Source organism: Mangrovimicrobium sediminis (assembly GCF_004745945.1).
In the GTDB taxonomy this organism is placed as follows: Bacteria; Pseudomonadota; Gammaproteobacteria; order Pseudomonadales; family Halieaceae; genus Mangrovimicrobium; species Mangrovimicrobium sediminis.
This window is the reverse complement of sequence record NZ_SRLE01000009.1, coordinates 223,450-237,921: the sequence shown is the minus strand read 5'-3', so window position 1 is coordinate 237,921 and position 14,472 is coordinate 223,450. Positions and strand designations below refer to the sequence as shown.

Genomic DNA, 14,472 nt, shown 5'->3' with positions numbered 1-14,472 from the left:
ATGGGCCTGGCCAAGCGCATCATCCCCTGCCTGGACGTGGATAACGGCCGCGTCGTCAAAGGGGTGAACTTCGTCGATATCCGCGACGCCGGCGATCCGGTGGAGATCGCCGCGCGCTACAACGAGCAGGGCGCGGACGAGATCACCTTCCTCGATATCACCGCCAGCCACGAGGGCCGCGACACCACCGTGCACACGGTGGAGCAGATCGCCGAGAACGTGTTCATCCCGCTCACCGTCGGCGGCGGCATCCGCTCGGTGCAGGACATCCGCACCATGCTCAATGCCGGCGCGGACAAGGTGAGCATCAACACCGCCGCCATCCACAACCCGGATCTGGTCCGTGAATCCGCGCAGAAATTCGGCTCCCAGTGCATCGTCGTCGCCATCGACGCCAAGCGCGTGGATGACGTCGACGGCGCCCCGCGCTGGGAGATCTTCACCCACGGCGGGCGCAATCCCACCGGCATCGACGCGGTGGCCTGGGCGGTAAAAATGGCGGAACTGGGCGCCGGCGAGATCCTGCTCACCAGCATGGACCGCGACGGCACCAAGAACGGTTTCGACCTCGGCGTGACCCGCGCCATCAGCGATGCGGTGGAGATCCCGGTGATCGCCTCAGGGGGCGTAGGCAACCTGCAGCATCTGGTCGACGGCATCGCGCAGGGCGGCGCCGACGCGGTGCTCGCCGCCAGCATCTTCCACTTCGCCGAGTACACCATCCCCGAGGCCAAGGCCTTCATGGCCGCCCGCGGCATCGAAATGCGCCTCTAAAGTGGGGTCAGATGAGACTTTTTCTGGTGTCTCGTTGTGAGCCACGCTGCCCCAGCGCGCCAGCGCCTCTGAGGCCAGCGCCAGTTCGATACCGCGGCAGGCCAGCCGCGGCATAGCCTCGCGCAGTACCGCAGCGGTCGCCGGATAGGGGTGGCCGATCCCCACCGCCACCCGGGTGCGCAGCGCCTGCACCACCAGCTTGTCGAGCTGCCGGCGGATGGCCGCAGGTTCGGCGTCGTTGTCCAGGAATACCGAGCGCGACATGTTGGGCACGCTGTAGGCGCTGGCGGTATGCGCCGCCACGGTCTCGCGGCTGGTGCGCGAGTCGATGAAGAACAGGTCGCGGCGCACCAGCGCCTGCATGACCCAGCCCATCTGCAGCGGCAGGGTGGTGAGCTCGCTGCCCATGTGATTGTTGATGCCGCGCACGTGCGGTACGGCGTCGAGGTCCGCCGCCAGCACGCGGTCGAAGTCCTCGCGCGCCAGGGCGGGGGTAAGCGCGCCGCGGCCCAGCGCCATGCCGCCGGCATTGCTCATCGGGGCGTGCAGCATGATCTCCTTGCCCGCGGCGTGACCCGCTTCGGCCAGCTCGGCGCCGTGCGGTGTGTGCGGCAGGATGGCGAGATTGAGCTTGCCCGGCAGCTGCACCATGGCCATGCCATCGCGCACGCTGTTGCCGAGATCGTCGATGACCAGCACCACGGTGGCGCGCGGCTGCGCGGCGGCGATACCTGCGGGGGGTGTTTCCTGGCAGGTTGGCGCGGGCGCGGCGAGCGCGAGGCCGGCCTGGCCGAGCAGCCAGGCCAGGACCAGTCGCAGCGCCCTAGGACTCGGCCTTGGGCGCCGGCGTTGCGGGTGCCTTGGGTTTTTCACGCATCCCCAGTACGTTCAGGCCCTTGAGCAGTGACAGCGCCTCGTAGAGCTGGTTGTCATCGCTTTGCAGCTTGCGCGTGTCGCCGTTGCTCTTCGTCTTGCTGTCGCCGTTGACGTTGTTCAGGTGACGGGAGAGATCCGCCTCGGTGATGCCGCCTTCGTTTTCGAAGGTGGTTTCGGTGGCGCGCTGCACCTCGATGTCCGGCACGATACCCTCGGCCTGGATGGAGCGGCCATTGGGGGTGAAATACAGCGCGGTAGTCAGCTTCACCGCGCGGGAATCGGAGATCGGCAGTACTGTCTGCACCGAACCCTTGCCGAAGCTGCGCGTGCCCATGATCACCGCGCGGCGATGGTCCTGCAGCGCGCCGGCCACGATTTCCGAGGCACTGGCGGAACCCGCATTAATAAGTACCACCACCGGCTTGCCGTCCAGGGCATCCACCGGCTCGGCCTCGAAGCTGGCGTGGGCGTTGGGTACGCGACCCTCGGTGTAGACCACCAGGCCGCCGTCCATGAACAGGCCGGCCACGTCCACGCTGGCGCGCAGTACGCCCCCGGGGTTGTTGCGCAGGTCCAGCACCAGCCCCTTGATCTCGTCTTTCTCGGCGAGCTTGCTCACCGCCTTCGCCACGTCCTTGCCGGTATCGGCCTGGAACTGGGCGATGCGCACGTAGGCGAAGCCCGGCTCCAGCCAGCGTTTGCGCACGCTGGCGACCTTGATCACGTCGCGCACCAGGGTCACGTCGAAGGGCTGGCTCTCGCCGGGGCGGCCGATGGTGAGTTGGATCTCGCTGCCCGCCGGGCCGCGCATCAGGCCGATCGCCTCGCCCAGGCTCATGCCTTTTACCGGCGTGGTGCCCAGCTTGAGGATGACGTCGCCGCTGCGCAGTCCGGCCTTCTCCGCGGGGGAGCCGTCGATCGGCGCGATCACCGTGACGTAGCCGTCCTGCATACCGACCTCGAGGCCGAGGCCGTTGAACTCCCCGGTGGTGGATTCCTGCAGGCCTTCGAAGGCCTCCTCGGTCAGGTAGACTGAGTGCGGGTCCAGCCCCATGAGCATGCCCTGGATAGCGAACTCCAGCAGGGTGCTGTCGTCGATGTCCTCGACATAGCCGACGCGGATCTGGTTGAACACTTCGGCGAAGGTGCGCAGCTCCTGCAGCGGCAACTGGCCTTCCTCCACCGCGCCCAGGGCCGGCAGGGAGAGGCTGGCGCCGGCGGTGAGGGCCAGCAGCCGGCGACGAAGAGTGGAACTGAGCATGGGGTGTATCCGGGGCCCGCGGGCCGCAAGCGCAATATCGATGGCGCCAGTGTACCGCATTGCCCGCGATTCTGGCCAAGCGGCTATTGGTGAAAAGCGGCGCTGGTAGATGATGCTGGAAACTAGCGCCGGCACCACAGCGCCGGGTTGACCGGCTTGCCCTTCTCGCGCACCTCGAAGTACAGGGCCGGGCGACCCTGGCCGCCGCTGTCGCCCACCGTGCCCAGGGTGCTGCCGGTGCCGACCCACTCGCCGACCTCGCGCAGCAGGGTCTGGTTGTGGGCGTACAGGCTGAGGTAGCCGTCGCCGTGGTCGACGATGATCAACAGGCCCATGCCGCGCAGCCAGTCGGCGTAAACCACCCGGCCGTGGTGTATGGCCTTCACCGGGGTACCCGCCTCGGCCGGGATGGTCACCCCCTGCCAGCGCATGCGCCCTTCGTTGCGCGGGTTGCCGAAACGCGCGCTGGCGCGGCCGGGCACGGGCCAGGGCATCTTGCCGCGCGCGGCCTTGAACGGCTGGAAATCCTCGGGAATCTCGATATCGACGATGGCCTTGCGGATGGCGTCCAGCAGGTCCTGCAGCTCCTGGCGTTCCGCCTCGAGTTTTTTCAGCGCCGTGCCCTTGTCCGCGATGCTGGCGTCCAGTTCGGCCAGTGCCTGCTGCCGGTTCTCCTGTGCCTTGGCCAGTTCCCCCAGTTGTCCCTGCAGGGTCTGTTCATTGGCCTCCAGGCTGGCCAGGGTCTCGGCGATTTTGCGGCCGGTGTCATCCAGGGCGCGCAGGGTGTCGCGGAAGGCCTCGAGGCGCTCGGCGCGGGCGCGGTAGAAATAGCGGTAGTAGCCCAGGGAGCGGGCCACAGTGTCCGGGCTTTCCTGGTTGAGCAACACCTGCAGCTGGGCCTGGCGACCCATCTTCCAGGCGGTGCGCAGCTCCTGCGCGATGCGTTCCTGCTGCTGGTCCGCCTGGGCCTGCAATCGCGCTTGCTCGGCGTCCAGTTTGCCCAGCTCCTCCTGTTGCCTCGCCATCACCGCGCGGTTGTCGTCGATCGCGCGGTTGATACGCGCCTGCTCCAGTTCCGCGCTGCGCAGCTGTTCCTGCAGGCTGTCGCGCTGCTTGCCGGCGCTGCTGATCTCCTTGTTGATGCGCTCGATCTGCGCCTGCAGCTCGCGCATCTGTGCGCGCGCCTTGGCCTCGTCGGTGTCGGCGTGGGTGGTCGCGGTGAACAGGGCCAGGCCCAGCAGCAGGGACCCGGCGAGACGCTGGGCGAAACGTGTTCTCAGGAGGCGGTCTCGGCCAGTGGCGCCGGGGCGGTGAGGTCGCGGCCGGTCATCTCCTGCGGTTGCGGCAGGTGCATCATGCCCAGCACGGTGGGCGCGATGTCGGCGAGAATGCCGCCGCGCGGGTCCAGGCTCACTTCCTCCGCGCCGATGTACACCAGCGGCACCAGCTCGGTGGTGTGCTGGGTGTGGTGCTGGCCGGTCTCGTAGTCCTGCATCTGTTCGCAGTTGCCGTGGTCGGCGGTGACCAGGGCCTGGCCGCCCACTTCCAGCACCGCCTCCTCGACCCGGCCGAGGCAGGCGTCGAGGGTTTCCACGGCTTTCACCGCGGCGGCGTAGATGCCGGTGTGGCCGACCATGTCGCCGTTGGCGTAGTTGCACACGATGAAGTCGTACTTGCCGGAGCGGATCGCCGCCACCAGCTTGTCGGTCACTTCCGGGGCGCTCATCTCGGGCTTGAGGTCGTAGGTGGCGACGTCCGGGGAGGGCACCAGTTCGCGGTCCTCGCCCTCGAACAGCGCCTCGCGGCCGCCGCTGAAGAAGAAGGTGACGTGGGCGTACTTCTCGGTCTCGGCGATGCGCAGCTGGGTCCTGCCCTTTTGCGCCAGGTAGTCGCCGAGCACGTTGGACAGGCTCTCCGGCGGGAAGGCCACCGGCGTGTTGAGGTCCGAGGCATACTCGGTAGTGCAGACGAAACCGGCCAGTTGCGGCCGCTGGCGGCGCTCGAAGCCGTCGAAGGCGTCGTCGACAAAGCAGCGGCTCAGTTCGCGGGCGCGGTCGGCGCGGAAGTTCATGAACAGCACGGCGTCGCCATCGGAAATGGCCACGGGTTCAGCGCCGTCCGGGCACACCGCGGTGGGTGTGACGAATTCGTCGTTCTCGTCGCGGGCGTAGGCGGCCTCAAGGGCGGCGGCTGCGGACTCCGCCGTCTGTTCCGCTACCCCCTCGGTAAGCAGGCGGTAGACCGGCTCCACCCGCTCCCAGCGGTTGTCGCGGTCCATGGCGAAATAGCGCCCGCTGACGCTGGCGACGCGGCCGCAGCCGAGTTCCTCGAACAGGGCGGTGGCCTTATCCAGGGACGGGCCGGCACTGCGCGGCGGGGTGTCGCGGCCGTCGAGAAAGGCGTGCAGGTAGACCTTCTGCGCGCCGCGTTTGGCGGCCAGGCGCACCGCGGCGAGCACCTGGTCCTCGTGGCTGTGCACGCCGCCGGCGGACAACAGGCCCATGACGTGCACCGCGCCGCCGTCGGCCACGGCCTTGTCCACCGCGTCGGTGTAGGCCGGGTTGTCGTAGAAGCTGCCGTCCTCGATGGCCTTGTCGATACGCGTGATGTTCTGGTAGATGATGCGGCCGGAGCCCAGGCTCATGTGGCCGACTTCGGAGTTGCCCATCTGCCCGGCGGGCAGGCCCACATCCAGCCCGGATCCGGAGACCAGGGTGTGCGGCGCTTCCCGCCACAGGCGGTCCCATACGGGGGTGTCGGCGCCGGCGATGGCGTTGTCCTCGGTGTCCTCTCGATAGCCCCAACCGTCCAGGACAATCAGCACGGTGGGTCGCTTACGGCTCTCGCTCATGAGTTTTCCGTCGGATCGTTGCAACAGGGAAGAATTAGTTTAACCCGTCCCGGCGGGGCTTGCATCGGGCCCCTTTGCACCCCCCGCGAGGAGCCGTCGCGCGCGCCCGGCGCCAACCGTGCCGGGAGCAGCGCGAGGCCACTGGCGGCGCGGGTTGCGGGGGTGGTTGGGCGCCGGCTTAGCCTGTATACTCACCGCCTTTTGCGAGCCCCGGTCCGCGCAGCTGTCCACACAACAACGGCGCCCCGCGGGGGCCGCTTCGGTTTCCCGGCGGTTCAACCGCCCATTCGGTCGCACTACAGGTCTACACCCGGCATGGCGTTATTTCTCGAGTTCCTGGCACAGGAGTGGATTCTGACCGCTGCGCTGCTGGTGACGATCGCGCTGTTCTTCTTCCACGATTCGCGCAAGGCGGGGCCCTCGCTGAGCCCGCAGCAGGCCATCAACCTGGTGAACGCCGAGCAGGGCGTGTTCGTCGACCTGCGCGACAAGGCGGATTTCAGCGCCGGCCATATCGTCGACGCCGTACACATTCCCGCCAGCAAGCTGCTCACCGACTCGGGCCTGCTGGAGAACTACCGCCACCGCCCGGTGGTGCTGGTGTGCAAGCTCGGCCAGTCCGCCGGCGGCGTGAGCAAGAAGCTCAAGGCCGATGGCTTCGACAAGGTGTACAAGATGTCCGGCGGCATGACCGAGTGGCACAACCTGCAACTGCCGGTGGTCGGCAAGGCCTGAGGCATCCCCGTGAGTGCGGTCACCCTGTATACCACGCGCTTTTGCCCCTACTGCGTGCGCGCGCGTTTCCTGCTCGATGACAAGCAGGTCGAGTACACCGACATCCGCGTGGACGGCAAGCCCGAGCTGCGCCGGGAAATGATGGAAAAGAGCGGTCGCCACACGGTGCCGCAAATCTGGATCGGCGACTACCATGTCGGCGGTTACGACGACCTCGCGGCGCTGGAGCGCGCGGGGCGTCTGGATAAACTTCTGGCCCAGGTGTCCGCAGGCACCGGTAAACACAGATAACGGAGGACGGCATCATGGCCGACGAACAGGTTCAACAGCAGTTTGCGATGCAGCGCATCTACACCAAGGACATCTCTTTCGAGTCCCCCAGCGCGCCGGACATCTTCCGCAAGCAGTGGCAGCCCAAGGTCAACCTGGACCTCAACACCCAGAGCGACCAGCTCGACGAGGGCAACTACGAGGTGGTGCTGACCATCACCATCACCGCCAAGGTCGAGGAAGAAACTGCCTTCCTGGTTGAGGTCAAGCAGGCCGGCATCTTCCTGATCACCGGTTTCGAGGGTGAGAACCTGCGCCGCGTGCTCGGCACCGCCGCGCCCAACGTGCTGTTCCCCTACGCCCGTGAGACCATCGACAGCCTGTGCGTGAAGGGCGGCTTCCCGCCCATGATGCTGGCGCCGGTCAACTTCGACGCGCTGTACGTGCGCGCGATGCAGGAAGCGGCGGCACGCCAGCAGGCCGGCGGCGAGACCGTCACCAACTGATGTACCCCTCCCGGGTCACCCCAGGCCCGGGAAACCCAGCTGCCGCAGCGCTTCGTAGGTGACCAGGGCAACCGCGTTGCTCAGGTTGAGGCTGCGGCTGTCCCCGCGCATAGGAATGCGCAGGCAGTTCTCCGTCCCCAGTGACTCACGCACCTGTTCAGGAAGCCCGCGGGTTTCCGGCCCGAACAGCAGCGCGTCGTCTTCGCGGAAGGCAATCTCGTGGTAGGCGCGTGAGGCTTTGGTGCTGAGCCCGAGGAGGCGTCGCCCGGGGTTCTGCGCGCGATAGCTGGCGAGGTCCGGGTGGCGCCGCACCTCGGCGAAGTCCCGGTAGTCCAGTCCCGCCCGGCGCAGCTTTTTTTCCTCCAGGTCGAAACCCAGCGGTTCGATCAGGTGCAGCGCGCAGCCGGTGTTGGCGCACAGGCGCATGATATTGCCCGTGTTGGGCGGGATTTCAGGCTGGTAGAGGACGATATCGAGCATCGCCGCATGGTAGCCGCGGCGCTGCCCGCCCGCTACATCTGCAGGTCTTTCATTTTCCGCGTCAGGGTGTTGCGGCCCCAGCCGAGCAGTTCGGCGGCGTCGCGCTTGCGCCCGTGGGAGTGCTGCAGGGCCACCTCGATCATCACCCGTTCAAAGTCCGGCGTAGCCTGCTGCAGGATGTGGTGCTTGCCCTGGACCAGCTCGTTGCGCGCCCAGCGCTGCAGAAGTTCGCGCCAGTCGGACTCGCCGCGCTCGGGCTGCTCCACCACGCCGCGGGACAGTTCCGGCGGCAGGTCGGAGATATGCACGTCGCGGCCGGAGGCCATCACCGTGATCCAGCGGCAGGTGTTCTCCAGCTGGCGCACGTTGCCCGGCCAGTCCAGGCTGCTCAGGAACTCCTCGGTTTCCGGCAGCAGGATCTTGGTCTCCCCACCCAGTTCCTCGGCGGCGCGCTTGAAGAAGTGCTGCATCAGGCGCGGGATGTCCTCGCGGCGCTCGGCGAGCTTGGGGATGTGGATGCGGATCACGTTGAGGCGGTGGAACAGGTCCTCGCGGAAGTCGCCGCGGCGCACCAGTTCCTCGAGGTCCTGGTGGGTGGCGGCGATGATGCGTACGTCCACCTTCAGCGGAGTGTGGCCGCCGACGCGGTAGAACTCGCCGTCCGCCAGCACGCGCAGCAGGCGGGTCTGGGTCTCCGGCGGCATGTCGCCGATCTCGTCGAGGAACAGGGTGCCGCCGTCGGCCTGCTCGAAGCGCCCCTCGCGCTTGGCGTTGGCGCCGGTGAACGCGCCCTTTTCATGGCCGAACAGCTCCGACTCCATCAGGTCGCGGGGTATCGCGGCCATGTTAAGGGCGATAAACGGGCTCGCCGCGCGCGGGCTGTGGCGGTGCAGGGCGTGGGCGACCAGCTCCTTACCGGTGCCCGACTCGCCGTTGATCAGCACGGTGATGTTGCTGTGCGAGAGGCGGCCGATGGCGCGGAACACCTCCTGCATGGCCGGCGCCTCGCCGATGATCTCGGTCTGTGGCAGTTCGTCCATCTGCCGCGGTTCGCTGTTGCGCTCGCGGGCCTGGGCCAGGGCGCGCTCGGTGATGGCGACCACTTCGTCGAGGTCGAAGGGTTTCGGCAGGTACTCGAAGGCACCGCGCTGGTAGGAGGCGACGGCGCTTTCCAGGTCGGAGTGGGCGGTGGTGATGATAACCGGCAGGTCCGGGTGGCTGTCGCTGATCTGCGAGAGCAGGGCGAGGCCGTCGGTGCCGGGCATGCGGATGTCGCTGATGATCACGTCCGGGCGATCGGTGCTCAGGCGGGTGAGCAGCTGGTCGCCGTCGGCAAAGCTTTCGTTGTCGATACCTGCCTGGTTGAGGGCGCGCTCCAGCACCCAGCGGATCGAGCTGTCGTCGTCGACGACCCAGACTTTGGCATGTCTATGCATTGTGAGCTTCCATTGGCAGGTAGATGGTGAAGCAGGTCCGCCCCGGCTCGCTGGTGCAACCCAGCAGGCCGCCGTGGCGGGTGATGATGGACTGGGCGATGGTCAGCCCCAGTCCGGAGCCCTCGGCACGTCCTGTGACCATGGGCATGAAAATGGTGGGCAGCATGTCCTCGGGGATGCCCGGGCCGTTGTCCTCGATATCGAGGCGGCAGACCAGGCGGTGGCGCACGGCGCCGATGGTGAACTGGCGCTGCGGCCGGCTGCGCAGGGTGATCTCACAGCGGTCCACGTCGGGCGCCGCCTGCAGGGCGTTGCGCACGATGTTCAGCACGGCCTGGATCAGCTGGCTGCGGTCGCCGCGCAGGTCGGGCAGGCTGGGGTCGTAGTCGCGATTCACGGTGATGCGGTTGTCGGTCTCCGCGGCGATCAGGTTGCGCACGTGCTCGAGCACCTCGTGCACATTGAGATCGCGGCGGTCCGGCTGCTGGTTGGGGCCGAGCATGCGGTCGACCAGGTCGCGCAGGCGGTCCGCTTCGCGGATGATGATATTGGTGTACTCCGCCAGCTCCTCGTTGGGCAACTCGCGGGCCAGCAGCTGCGCCGCGCCGCGCACGCCACCCAGGGGGTTCTTGATCTCGTGGGCGAGGCCGCGAATCATCTCGCGGGTGGTCTCCTGGCTGTGGTAGATGCTCTCTTCGCGGCTGATCTTGAGCAGGCGGTCCACGGGCAGGATTTCCAGCAGCAGGTCGACGCCGCTGTCGCCGCCGTTGATCGGGGTGAGCAGCAGGTCGGCGCAGATCTCTCGGCCGGTGTGCAGGAACAGCTGCATGCTGCGCCGGGCCACCGAATTGCGGCTGTCGCGCACCTGTTCCAGTACGTCCATCAGGGTCTCGGGCTGGGTGACCAGTTTCTCGGCGCCGTGTCCGACGCAGCGGGCTTCCGAAGTCTCCAGCAGCACTTCGCCAGCGTTGTTCACTGACAGCACCTGCAGCTCGGCATCCAGCGCCACTACCGCCGTACTGATATTGTCCAGAATATCCTGGGAGTAATGCATGGGGGCGGCGTTTTCGTGTAGTTGGGGTTTCACTGCACTCATTCGTGTTCGGGAAAGCAAAAATAGAGCCAAAACGGAGCAGATTCGAAATCTTTCCGAAATTTGCTTAAAACTGGTGCGCAGCGGGTATGTGAGTGATTACTACTAATCCACTTTCAGTGACGTTGTGGCTCTGAAGTATGCAAAGGGGGGTGGCTGCAGGCGCCCCGGAAACCGCTATGCACAACTATGGTGCACGCGCCGGGCAAAAGTGTCCAGCCCGGGGCGAAACTACTGAAACTACTGGATGGAGGGTCGCAGCACGTAGACGCGCACGCTCTCCGACTGGGTAACCGCCTCGCCGGCCGCGTTGAGCAGGGTCACGCTGAGGTCGTGGGCACCGCGGAAGATGTTTTCGAGGTGCCAGCTGCCGCTGGCCTGCGGCTCGCCCCAGGGTTCGCCGTCGATATGCAGTTGCAGGGTTTGCCCCGCGCTGAGCGTTGGGGTCACCGACGCGGCGACGTCGAATATACCGCCGCCCATGGGGATGGTGCTCTCGTTACCGGGTGCGGTAATGGCTACCTTCGGCGCGCTGGCGGCGGGCTGCTCGGTCTCTGGCTGGGCCGGGCTGCGCGTCGGCACCGGGGTCGAGGGCGTGGTGTTGGTGGGCTGCAGGTCCACCGCTTCGCTGTCGCTGTCCGGCGGCGGTGTGTCGCTGTAGGTGACCCGGCCCTGCTCGTCGACCGACTTGTAGATCTGTGCCTGCGCGCCCGTCGCGAACAGGGCGACGCTGGCGGCGAGCGCGATGGCGAGGGTAAGTGCGCGCATGATTGGGTCCCGGTGGCCGTTATTGTTCCGGCCAAGCATAGACGCAGGGGTGCGCCGCGCTCAACAGGACATGTGTGAAAACGCAGCATAAAAAAGCCCGCCGGGTGGCGGGCTCTGGCTGCGGCCGCGAGGGCTCAGCAGGAGTAGTACATGTCGAACTCGACCGGGTGGGTGGTCATGTTCAGGCGCTCGATCTCGCCCTTCTTCAGCTCGATGTACGCGTCGATCATGTCGTCCGAGAACACGCCGCCGGCAGTGAGGAAGGCGCGGTCCGCGTCCAGGGCTTCCAGGGCCATTTCCAGGCTGGAGGCGACGGTGGGGATGGCCAGGGCCTCTTCCTTGGGCAGGTCGTAGAGGTCCTTGTCGGCGGGGTCGCCGGGGTGGATCTTGTTCTGGATGCCGTCGATGCCCGCCATCAGCATGGCCGCGAAAGCCAGGTAGGGGTTGGCGGTGGGGTCCGGGAAGCGAACCTCGACGCGCTTGCCCTTCGGGTTGGGCTCGTAGGGGATGCGGATCGACGCGGAGCGGTTGCGGGCCGAGTAGGCCAGCATGACCGGGGCCTCGAAGCCGGGTACCAGGCGCTTGTAGGAGTTGGTGCCGGCGTTGGTGAACGCGTTCAGCGCGCGGGCGTGCTTGATGATACCGCCGATGTAATACAGGGCTTCATCGGACAGCCCGGCGTAGCCGTCGCCGGCGAACACGTTGGCGCCGTCCTTGGAGATGGACTGGTGGCAGTGCATGCCGGAGCCGTTGTCGCCGACAATCGGCTTGGGCATGAAGGTCGCGGTCTTGCCGTAGGCATGGGCCACGTTGAGTACGCAGTACTTGGTGATCTGCACGTCGTCGCCTTTCTTCACCAGGGTGTTGAAGCGCACGCCGATCTCACACTGGCCGGCGGTGCCCACCTCGTGGTGGTGTACTTCGACGTCCAGGCCCATCTGCTCCATGGCGGTACACATGGCGGCGCGGATGTCGTGCAGGGAATCGACCGGGGGTACCGGGAAATAGCCGCCCTTGACGCCGGGACGGTGGCCGATGTTGCCCTCCTCGAACTGATGGTTGGACACCCAGGCCGCTTCCTCGGAGTGGATCTGGTAGCTGGCGCCGGACATGTCGACCTTCCACTTGATGTCGTCAAAGATGAAGAACTCGGGCTCCGGGCCGAAGTAGGCGGTGTCGCCGATACCGGTGGACTTCAGGTACTCCTCGGCGCGCTGGGCCAGGGAGCGCGGGTCGCGGTCGTAGCCCTGCATGGTGTTGGGCTCGACCACGGAGCAGCGCAGGTTGACGGTGGAATCGTCGGTGAACGGGTCGAGGATGGCGGTGGAGTCGTCGGGCATGAGGATCATGTCGGACTCGTTGATGCCCTTCCAACCGGCGATGGACGAGCCGTCGAACATCTTGCCGCTTTCGAAGAAGTCTTCATCGACTTCCTTGGAGGGTATGGTGACGTGCTGTTCCTTGCCGCGGGTGTCGGTGAAGCGCAGGTCGACCCAGCGCGCTTCGCTTTCTTTGATCAGGTTCAGAGTGGTCTCTGACATCTTTATTCCTCCATGGGATGGTAATCGGGCCGGCGGGCCGGCCTGCGTGCAACGATTGCGGTCGGCCTGCGGGGGACGACCTGGTTTTCGACAGCTTTCGGGACAGCCGTGCCCACGCCGGGCTGTGCCCCAGAGGTGCCTGAGTTAAGCAATTGAATTTGTTGAGTATTCTGTCTGAAAGTGACCTTAGCAGGGGCGCTCTGTGCTCACCGGGGTGCGTTCGTACGCCGTTGTTATGCGCTTCCCCGGCCCGCGCGGCGGGCGGATCACGTACGCGGCGCCACGTGAATACGCTGAAGCTTCCCGTATAATACGCAACCCCTGTCAGCGCTGCACCTGCCCCGCGATGAAATTTGTCGTCAAGTTCTTCCCCGAGATCACCATCAAGAGCAAACCGGTACGCCGCCGCTTCGTCGCCCAGTTGCACGAGAACCTGCGCGCGGTGCTGCGCGAGCTCGACCCGCAGGTGGAGGTCCGCCGCGGCTGGGACAAGATCGAGGTGGTCAGCGACTGCGAGCAGGCCAGTGTCGAGACCCTGGTCGATGCGATGCGTTGCATCCCTGGCATCTATTACATCCTGGAAGTGCGCGACTACCCGCTGCCGCCGGTGGAGGAGATTGCCGACCTGGTGCTGCCGGTGTACGCCGAGCGCCTGCGCGGCAAGACTTTCGCCGTGCGCTGCAAGCGCTACGGCAAGCACGAATTCACCTCGATGGACGTGGAGCGGGTGGTCGGCGGCGCGCTGCGCGCCTGTGCCGATACCGCCGGCGTGAAGCTCAAGGACCCGGAAGTCCAGGTGGAACTGGAAATCAGCAAGAAGACCCTGTTCGTGATCGGCGAGCGCCACCGCGGCCTGGGCGGCTACCCGGTGGGCAGCCTGGATTCGGTCATCTCGCTGATCTCCGGCGGTTTCGACTCGCCGGTGGCCAGCTACCTGGCCATGCGTCGCGGCATGCGCACCCACTTCCTGTTCTTCAACCTCGGCGGGCGCGACCACGAGCTGGGAGTCAAGGAAGTCGCCCTCTACCTGTGGCAGAAATACGGCTGCCGGCAGCGCGTGCTGTTCATCAGCGTGCCCTTCGAGGAAGTGGTCGCCGAACTGCTGACCCGGGTGGAGGACAGCCAGATGGGCGTAATTCTCAAGCGCATGATGCTGCGCGCGGCAGACCGCATCGCCGCCGACCTGGAGGTGGACGCGCTGGTCACCGGCGAGGCCGTGGCCCAGGTCAGCAGCCAGACCCTGCGCAACCTCTCGGTGATCGACGAGGTGAGCGAGCGCCTGGTGCTGCGCCCGCTGATCGCCACCGACAAGGAGGACATCGTCAACCTCGCGCGCGAGATCGGCACCGGCGAATTCGCCGCCAATATGCCCGAGTACTGCGGCGTGATCTCGGTAAACCCCACCACCCGGGCGCGCTTGCCCCGGGTACAGGCCGAGGAATCGCGCTTCGACATGGCCGTGCTCGAGCGCGCCATCGGCGCGGCCCGGCGCACGCGTATCGACCGGCTGGCGGACGAGGCGCTGGAGCGCACCGACGTAGAGGTTCTGCCGGTGCCGCTGGCCGGCAGCGTGATCATCGACATCCGCCACCCGGACGAGGAGGAGCAGGCGCCGCTGCGCCTGCATGTGCCGGTGGACAGGATCCCCTTCTACGAACTGCACTCGCGCAGTGGCGAGCTGGACCCGGCAAAAACCTACATGCTGTATTGCGGCAAGGGCGTGATGAGCCGGCTGCACGCCAGCCACCTGGTCGACGCCGGGTTCTCCCACGTCAAGGTCTACGCCCCGGGCTAGATTCCGGGCCGCGGCCCCCGGGACCTGCAAAATCCCCAAAATTCGGGATGATTCCTGCAACATTCGGTGGTGTATAATCCGCGGCC

General features: G+C 66.6%; 13 protein-coding genes and 1 pseudogene. 5 read left to right on the top strand and 9 right to left on the bottom strand.

Going from position 1 to position 14,472, the window contains the following annotated elements:
- Entirely contained in the window at positions 1-774 is a 774-nt protein-coding gene (hisF, locus tag E4634_RS13965) for an imidazole glycerol phosphate synthase subunit HisF (RefSeq protein ID WP_135444918.1), read from the top strand.
- Positions 775-849: 75 nt separating this feature from the next.
- On the opposite strand, the pseudogene E4634_RS21880 reads toward hisF, so the two are convergent.
- From E4634_RS21880 to gpmI, 4 genes and pseudogenes are all read right to left on the bottom strand, one after another.
- A pseudogene (locus E4634_RS21880) lies at positions 850-1,473 on the bottom strand (divergent polysaccharide deacetylase family protein); the annotation flags it as partial.
- A 124-nt stretch (positions 1,474-1,597) separates the two neighbouring features.
- Positions 1,598-2,911 carry a S41 family peptidase gene (locus tag E4634_RS13955; protein WP_135444914.1) on the bottom strand — a complete coding sequence of 438 codons (1,314 nt, stop codon included), beginning with the start codon at positions 2,909-2,911 and terminating at the stop codon, positions 1,598-1,600.
- A gap of 122 nt (positions 2,912-3,033) precedes the next feature.
- On the bottom strand, positions 3,034-4,083 hold the full coding sequence (locus E4634_RS13950) for a murein hydrolase activator EnvC family protein (RefSeq protein ID WP_135444912.1): 1,050 nt from the start codon (positions 4,081-4,083) through the stop codon (positions 3,034-3,036).
- 104 nt (positions 4,084-4,187) lie between these two features.
- The gene (gene gpmI / locus E4634_RS13945) at positions 4,188-5,762 is read right to left on the bottom strand and encodes a 2,3-bisphosphoglycerate-independent phosphoglycerate mutase (RefSeq protein WP_135444910.1); all 1,575 of its coding nucleotides are present in this window, start codon (positions 5,760-5,762) and stop codon (positions 4,188-4,190) included.
- A gap of 315 nt (positions 5,763-6,077) precedes the next feature.
- Between gpmI and E4634_RS13940 the strand changes: the two genes are divergently transcribed.
- From E4634_RS13940 to secB, 3 genes are read left to right on the top strand one after another with little or no spacing between them, the layout of a single operon-like run.
- Positions 6,078-6,497 (top strand): rhodanese-like domain-containing protein, encoded by a 420-nt coding sequence (locus E4634_RS13940; protein ID WP_135444908.1) that lies wholly within the window; start codon positions 6,078-6,080, stop codon positions 6,495-6,497.
- A gap of 9 nt (positions 6,498-6,506) precedes the next feature.
- Positions 6,507-6,788: a glutaredoxin 3 gene (gene grxC, locus E4634_RS13935; RefSeq protein ID WP_135444906.1), complete on the top strand. Its 282-nt coding sequence runs from the start codon at positions 6,507-6,509 to the stop codon at positions 6,786-6,788.
- Between the two features lie 14 nt (positions 6,789-6,802).
- Positions 6,803-7,273, top strand: coding sequence for a protein-export chaperone SecB (secB, locus tag E4634_RS13930; RefSeq protein ID WP_135444904.1), 471 nt, complete (start codon positions 6,803-6,805; stop codon positions 7,271-7,273).
- A gap of 15 nt (positions 7,274-7,288) precedes the next feature.
- On the opposite strand, the gene E4634_RS13925 is transcribed toward secB, so the two are convergent.
- The 5 genes from E4634_RS13925 to glnA all read right to left on the bottom strand — a co-directional run bounded on the left by E4634_RS13925 (position 7,289) and on the right by glnA (position 12,591).
- Positions 7,289-7,753, bottom strand: coding sequence for a tRNA (cytidine(34)-2'-O)-methyltransferase (locus E4634_RS13925; RefSeq protein ID WP_135444902.1), 465 nt, complete (start codon positions 7,751-7,753; stop codon positions 7,289-7,291).
- 32 nt (positions 7,754-7,785) lie between these two features.
- The gene (gene ntrC, locus E4634_RS13920; RefSeq protein ID WP_135444901.1) at positions 7,786-9,189 is read right to left on the bottom strand and encodes a nitrogen regulation protein NR(I); all 1,404 of its coding nucleotides are present in this window, start codon (positions 9,187-9,189) and stop codon (positions 7,786-7,788) included.
- Positions 9,182-10,276, bottom strand: coding sequence for a nitrogen regulation protein NR(II) (gene glnL / locus E4634_RS13915; protein ID WP_434783505.1), 1,095 nt, complete (start codon positions 10,274-10,276; stop codon positions 9,182-9,184). The genes ntrC and glnL overlap by 8 nt, the downstream gene beginning before the upstream one ends.
- Positions 10,277-10,522: 246 nt before the next feature.
- Positions 10,523-11,050: a DUF4124 domain-containing protein gene (locus E4634_RS13910; protein WP_167854924.1), complete on the bottom strand. Its 528-nt coding sequence runs from the start codon at positions 11,048-11,050 to the stop codon at positions 10,523-10,525.
- A gap of 134 nt (positions 11,051-11,184) precedes the next feature.
- On the bottom strand, positions 11,185-12,591 hold the full coding sequence (gene glnA, locus E4634_RS13905; RefSeq protein WP_135444895.1) for a glutamate--ammonia ligase: 1,407 nt from the start codon (positions 12,589-12,591) through the stop codon (positions 11,185-11,187).
- Positions 12,592-12,937: 346 nt separating this feature from the next.
- Between glnA and thiI the strand changes: the two genes are divergently transcribed.
- Positions 12,938-14,386, top strand: a complete 1,449-nt coding sequence (gene thiI / locus E4634_RS13900) for a tRNA uracil 4-sulfurtransferase ThiI (protein WP_135444893.1) — start codon at positions 12,938-12,940, stop codon at positions 14,384-14,386.
- Positions 14,387-14,472 lie beyond the last annotated feature (86 nt).

Bases quoted from the DNA above. Each gene is read 5' to 3' on its own strand.
- hisF (WP_135444918.1), top strand. From the start codon at position 1: ATGGGCCTGGCCAAGCGCATCATCCCCTGCCTGGACGTGGATAACGGC.
- E4634_RS13955 (WP_135444914.1), bottom strand. From the start codon at position 2,911: ATGCTCAGTTCCACTCTTCGTCGCCGGCTGCTGGCCCTCACCGCCGGC.
- E4634_RS13950 (WP_135444912.1), bottom strand. From the start codon at position 4,083: ATGCGCGAGCTGCAGGCGCAGATCGAGCGCATCAACAAGGAGATCAGC.
- gpmI (WP_135444910.1), bottom strand. From the start codon at position 5,762: ATGAGCGAGAGCCGTAAGCGACCCACCGTGCTGATTGTCCTGGACGGT.
- E4634_RS13940 (WP_135444908.1), top strand. From the start codon at position 6,078: ATGGCGTTATTTCTCGAGTTCCTGGCACAGGAGTGGATTCTGACCGCT.
- secB (WP_135444904.1), top strand. From the start codon at position 6,803: ATGGCCGACGAACAGGTTCAACAGCAGTTTGCGATGCAGCGCATCTAC.
- E4634_RS13925 (WP_135444902.1), bottom strand. From the start codon at position 7,753: ATGCTCGATATCGTCCTCTACCAGCCTGAAATCCCGCCCAACACGGGC.
- ntrC (WP_135444901.1), bottom strand. From the start codon at position 9,189: ATGCATAGACATGCCAAAGTCTGGGTCGTCGACGACGACAGCTCGATC.
- E4634_RS13910 (WP_167854924.1), bottom strand. From the start codon at position 11,050: ATGCGCGCACTTACCCTCGCCATCGCGCTCGCCGCCAGCGTCGCCCTG.
- glnA (WP_135444895.1), bottom strand. From the start codon at position 12,591: ATGTCAGAGACCACTCTGAACCTGATCAAAGAAAGCGAAGCGCGCTGG.
- thiI (WP_135444893.1), top strand. From the start codon at position 12,938: ATGAAATTTGTCGTCAAGTTCTTCCCCGAGATCACCATCAAGAGCAAA.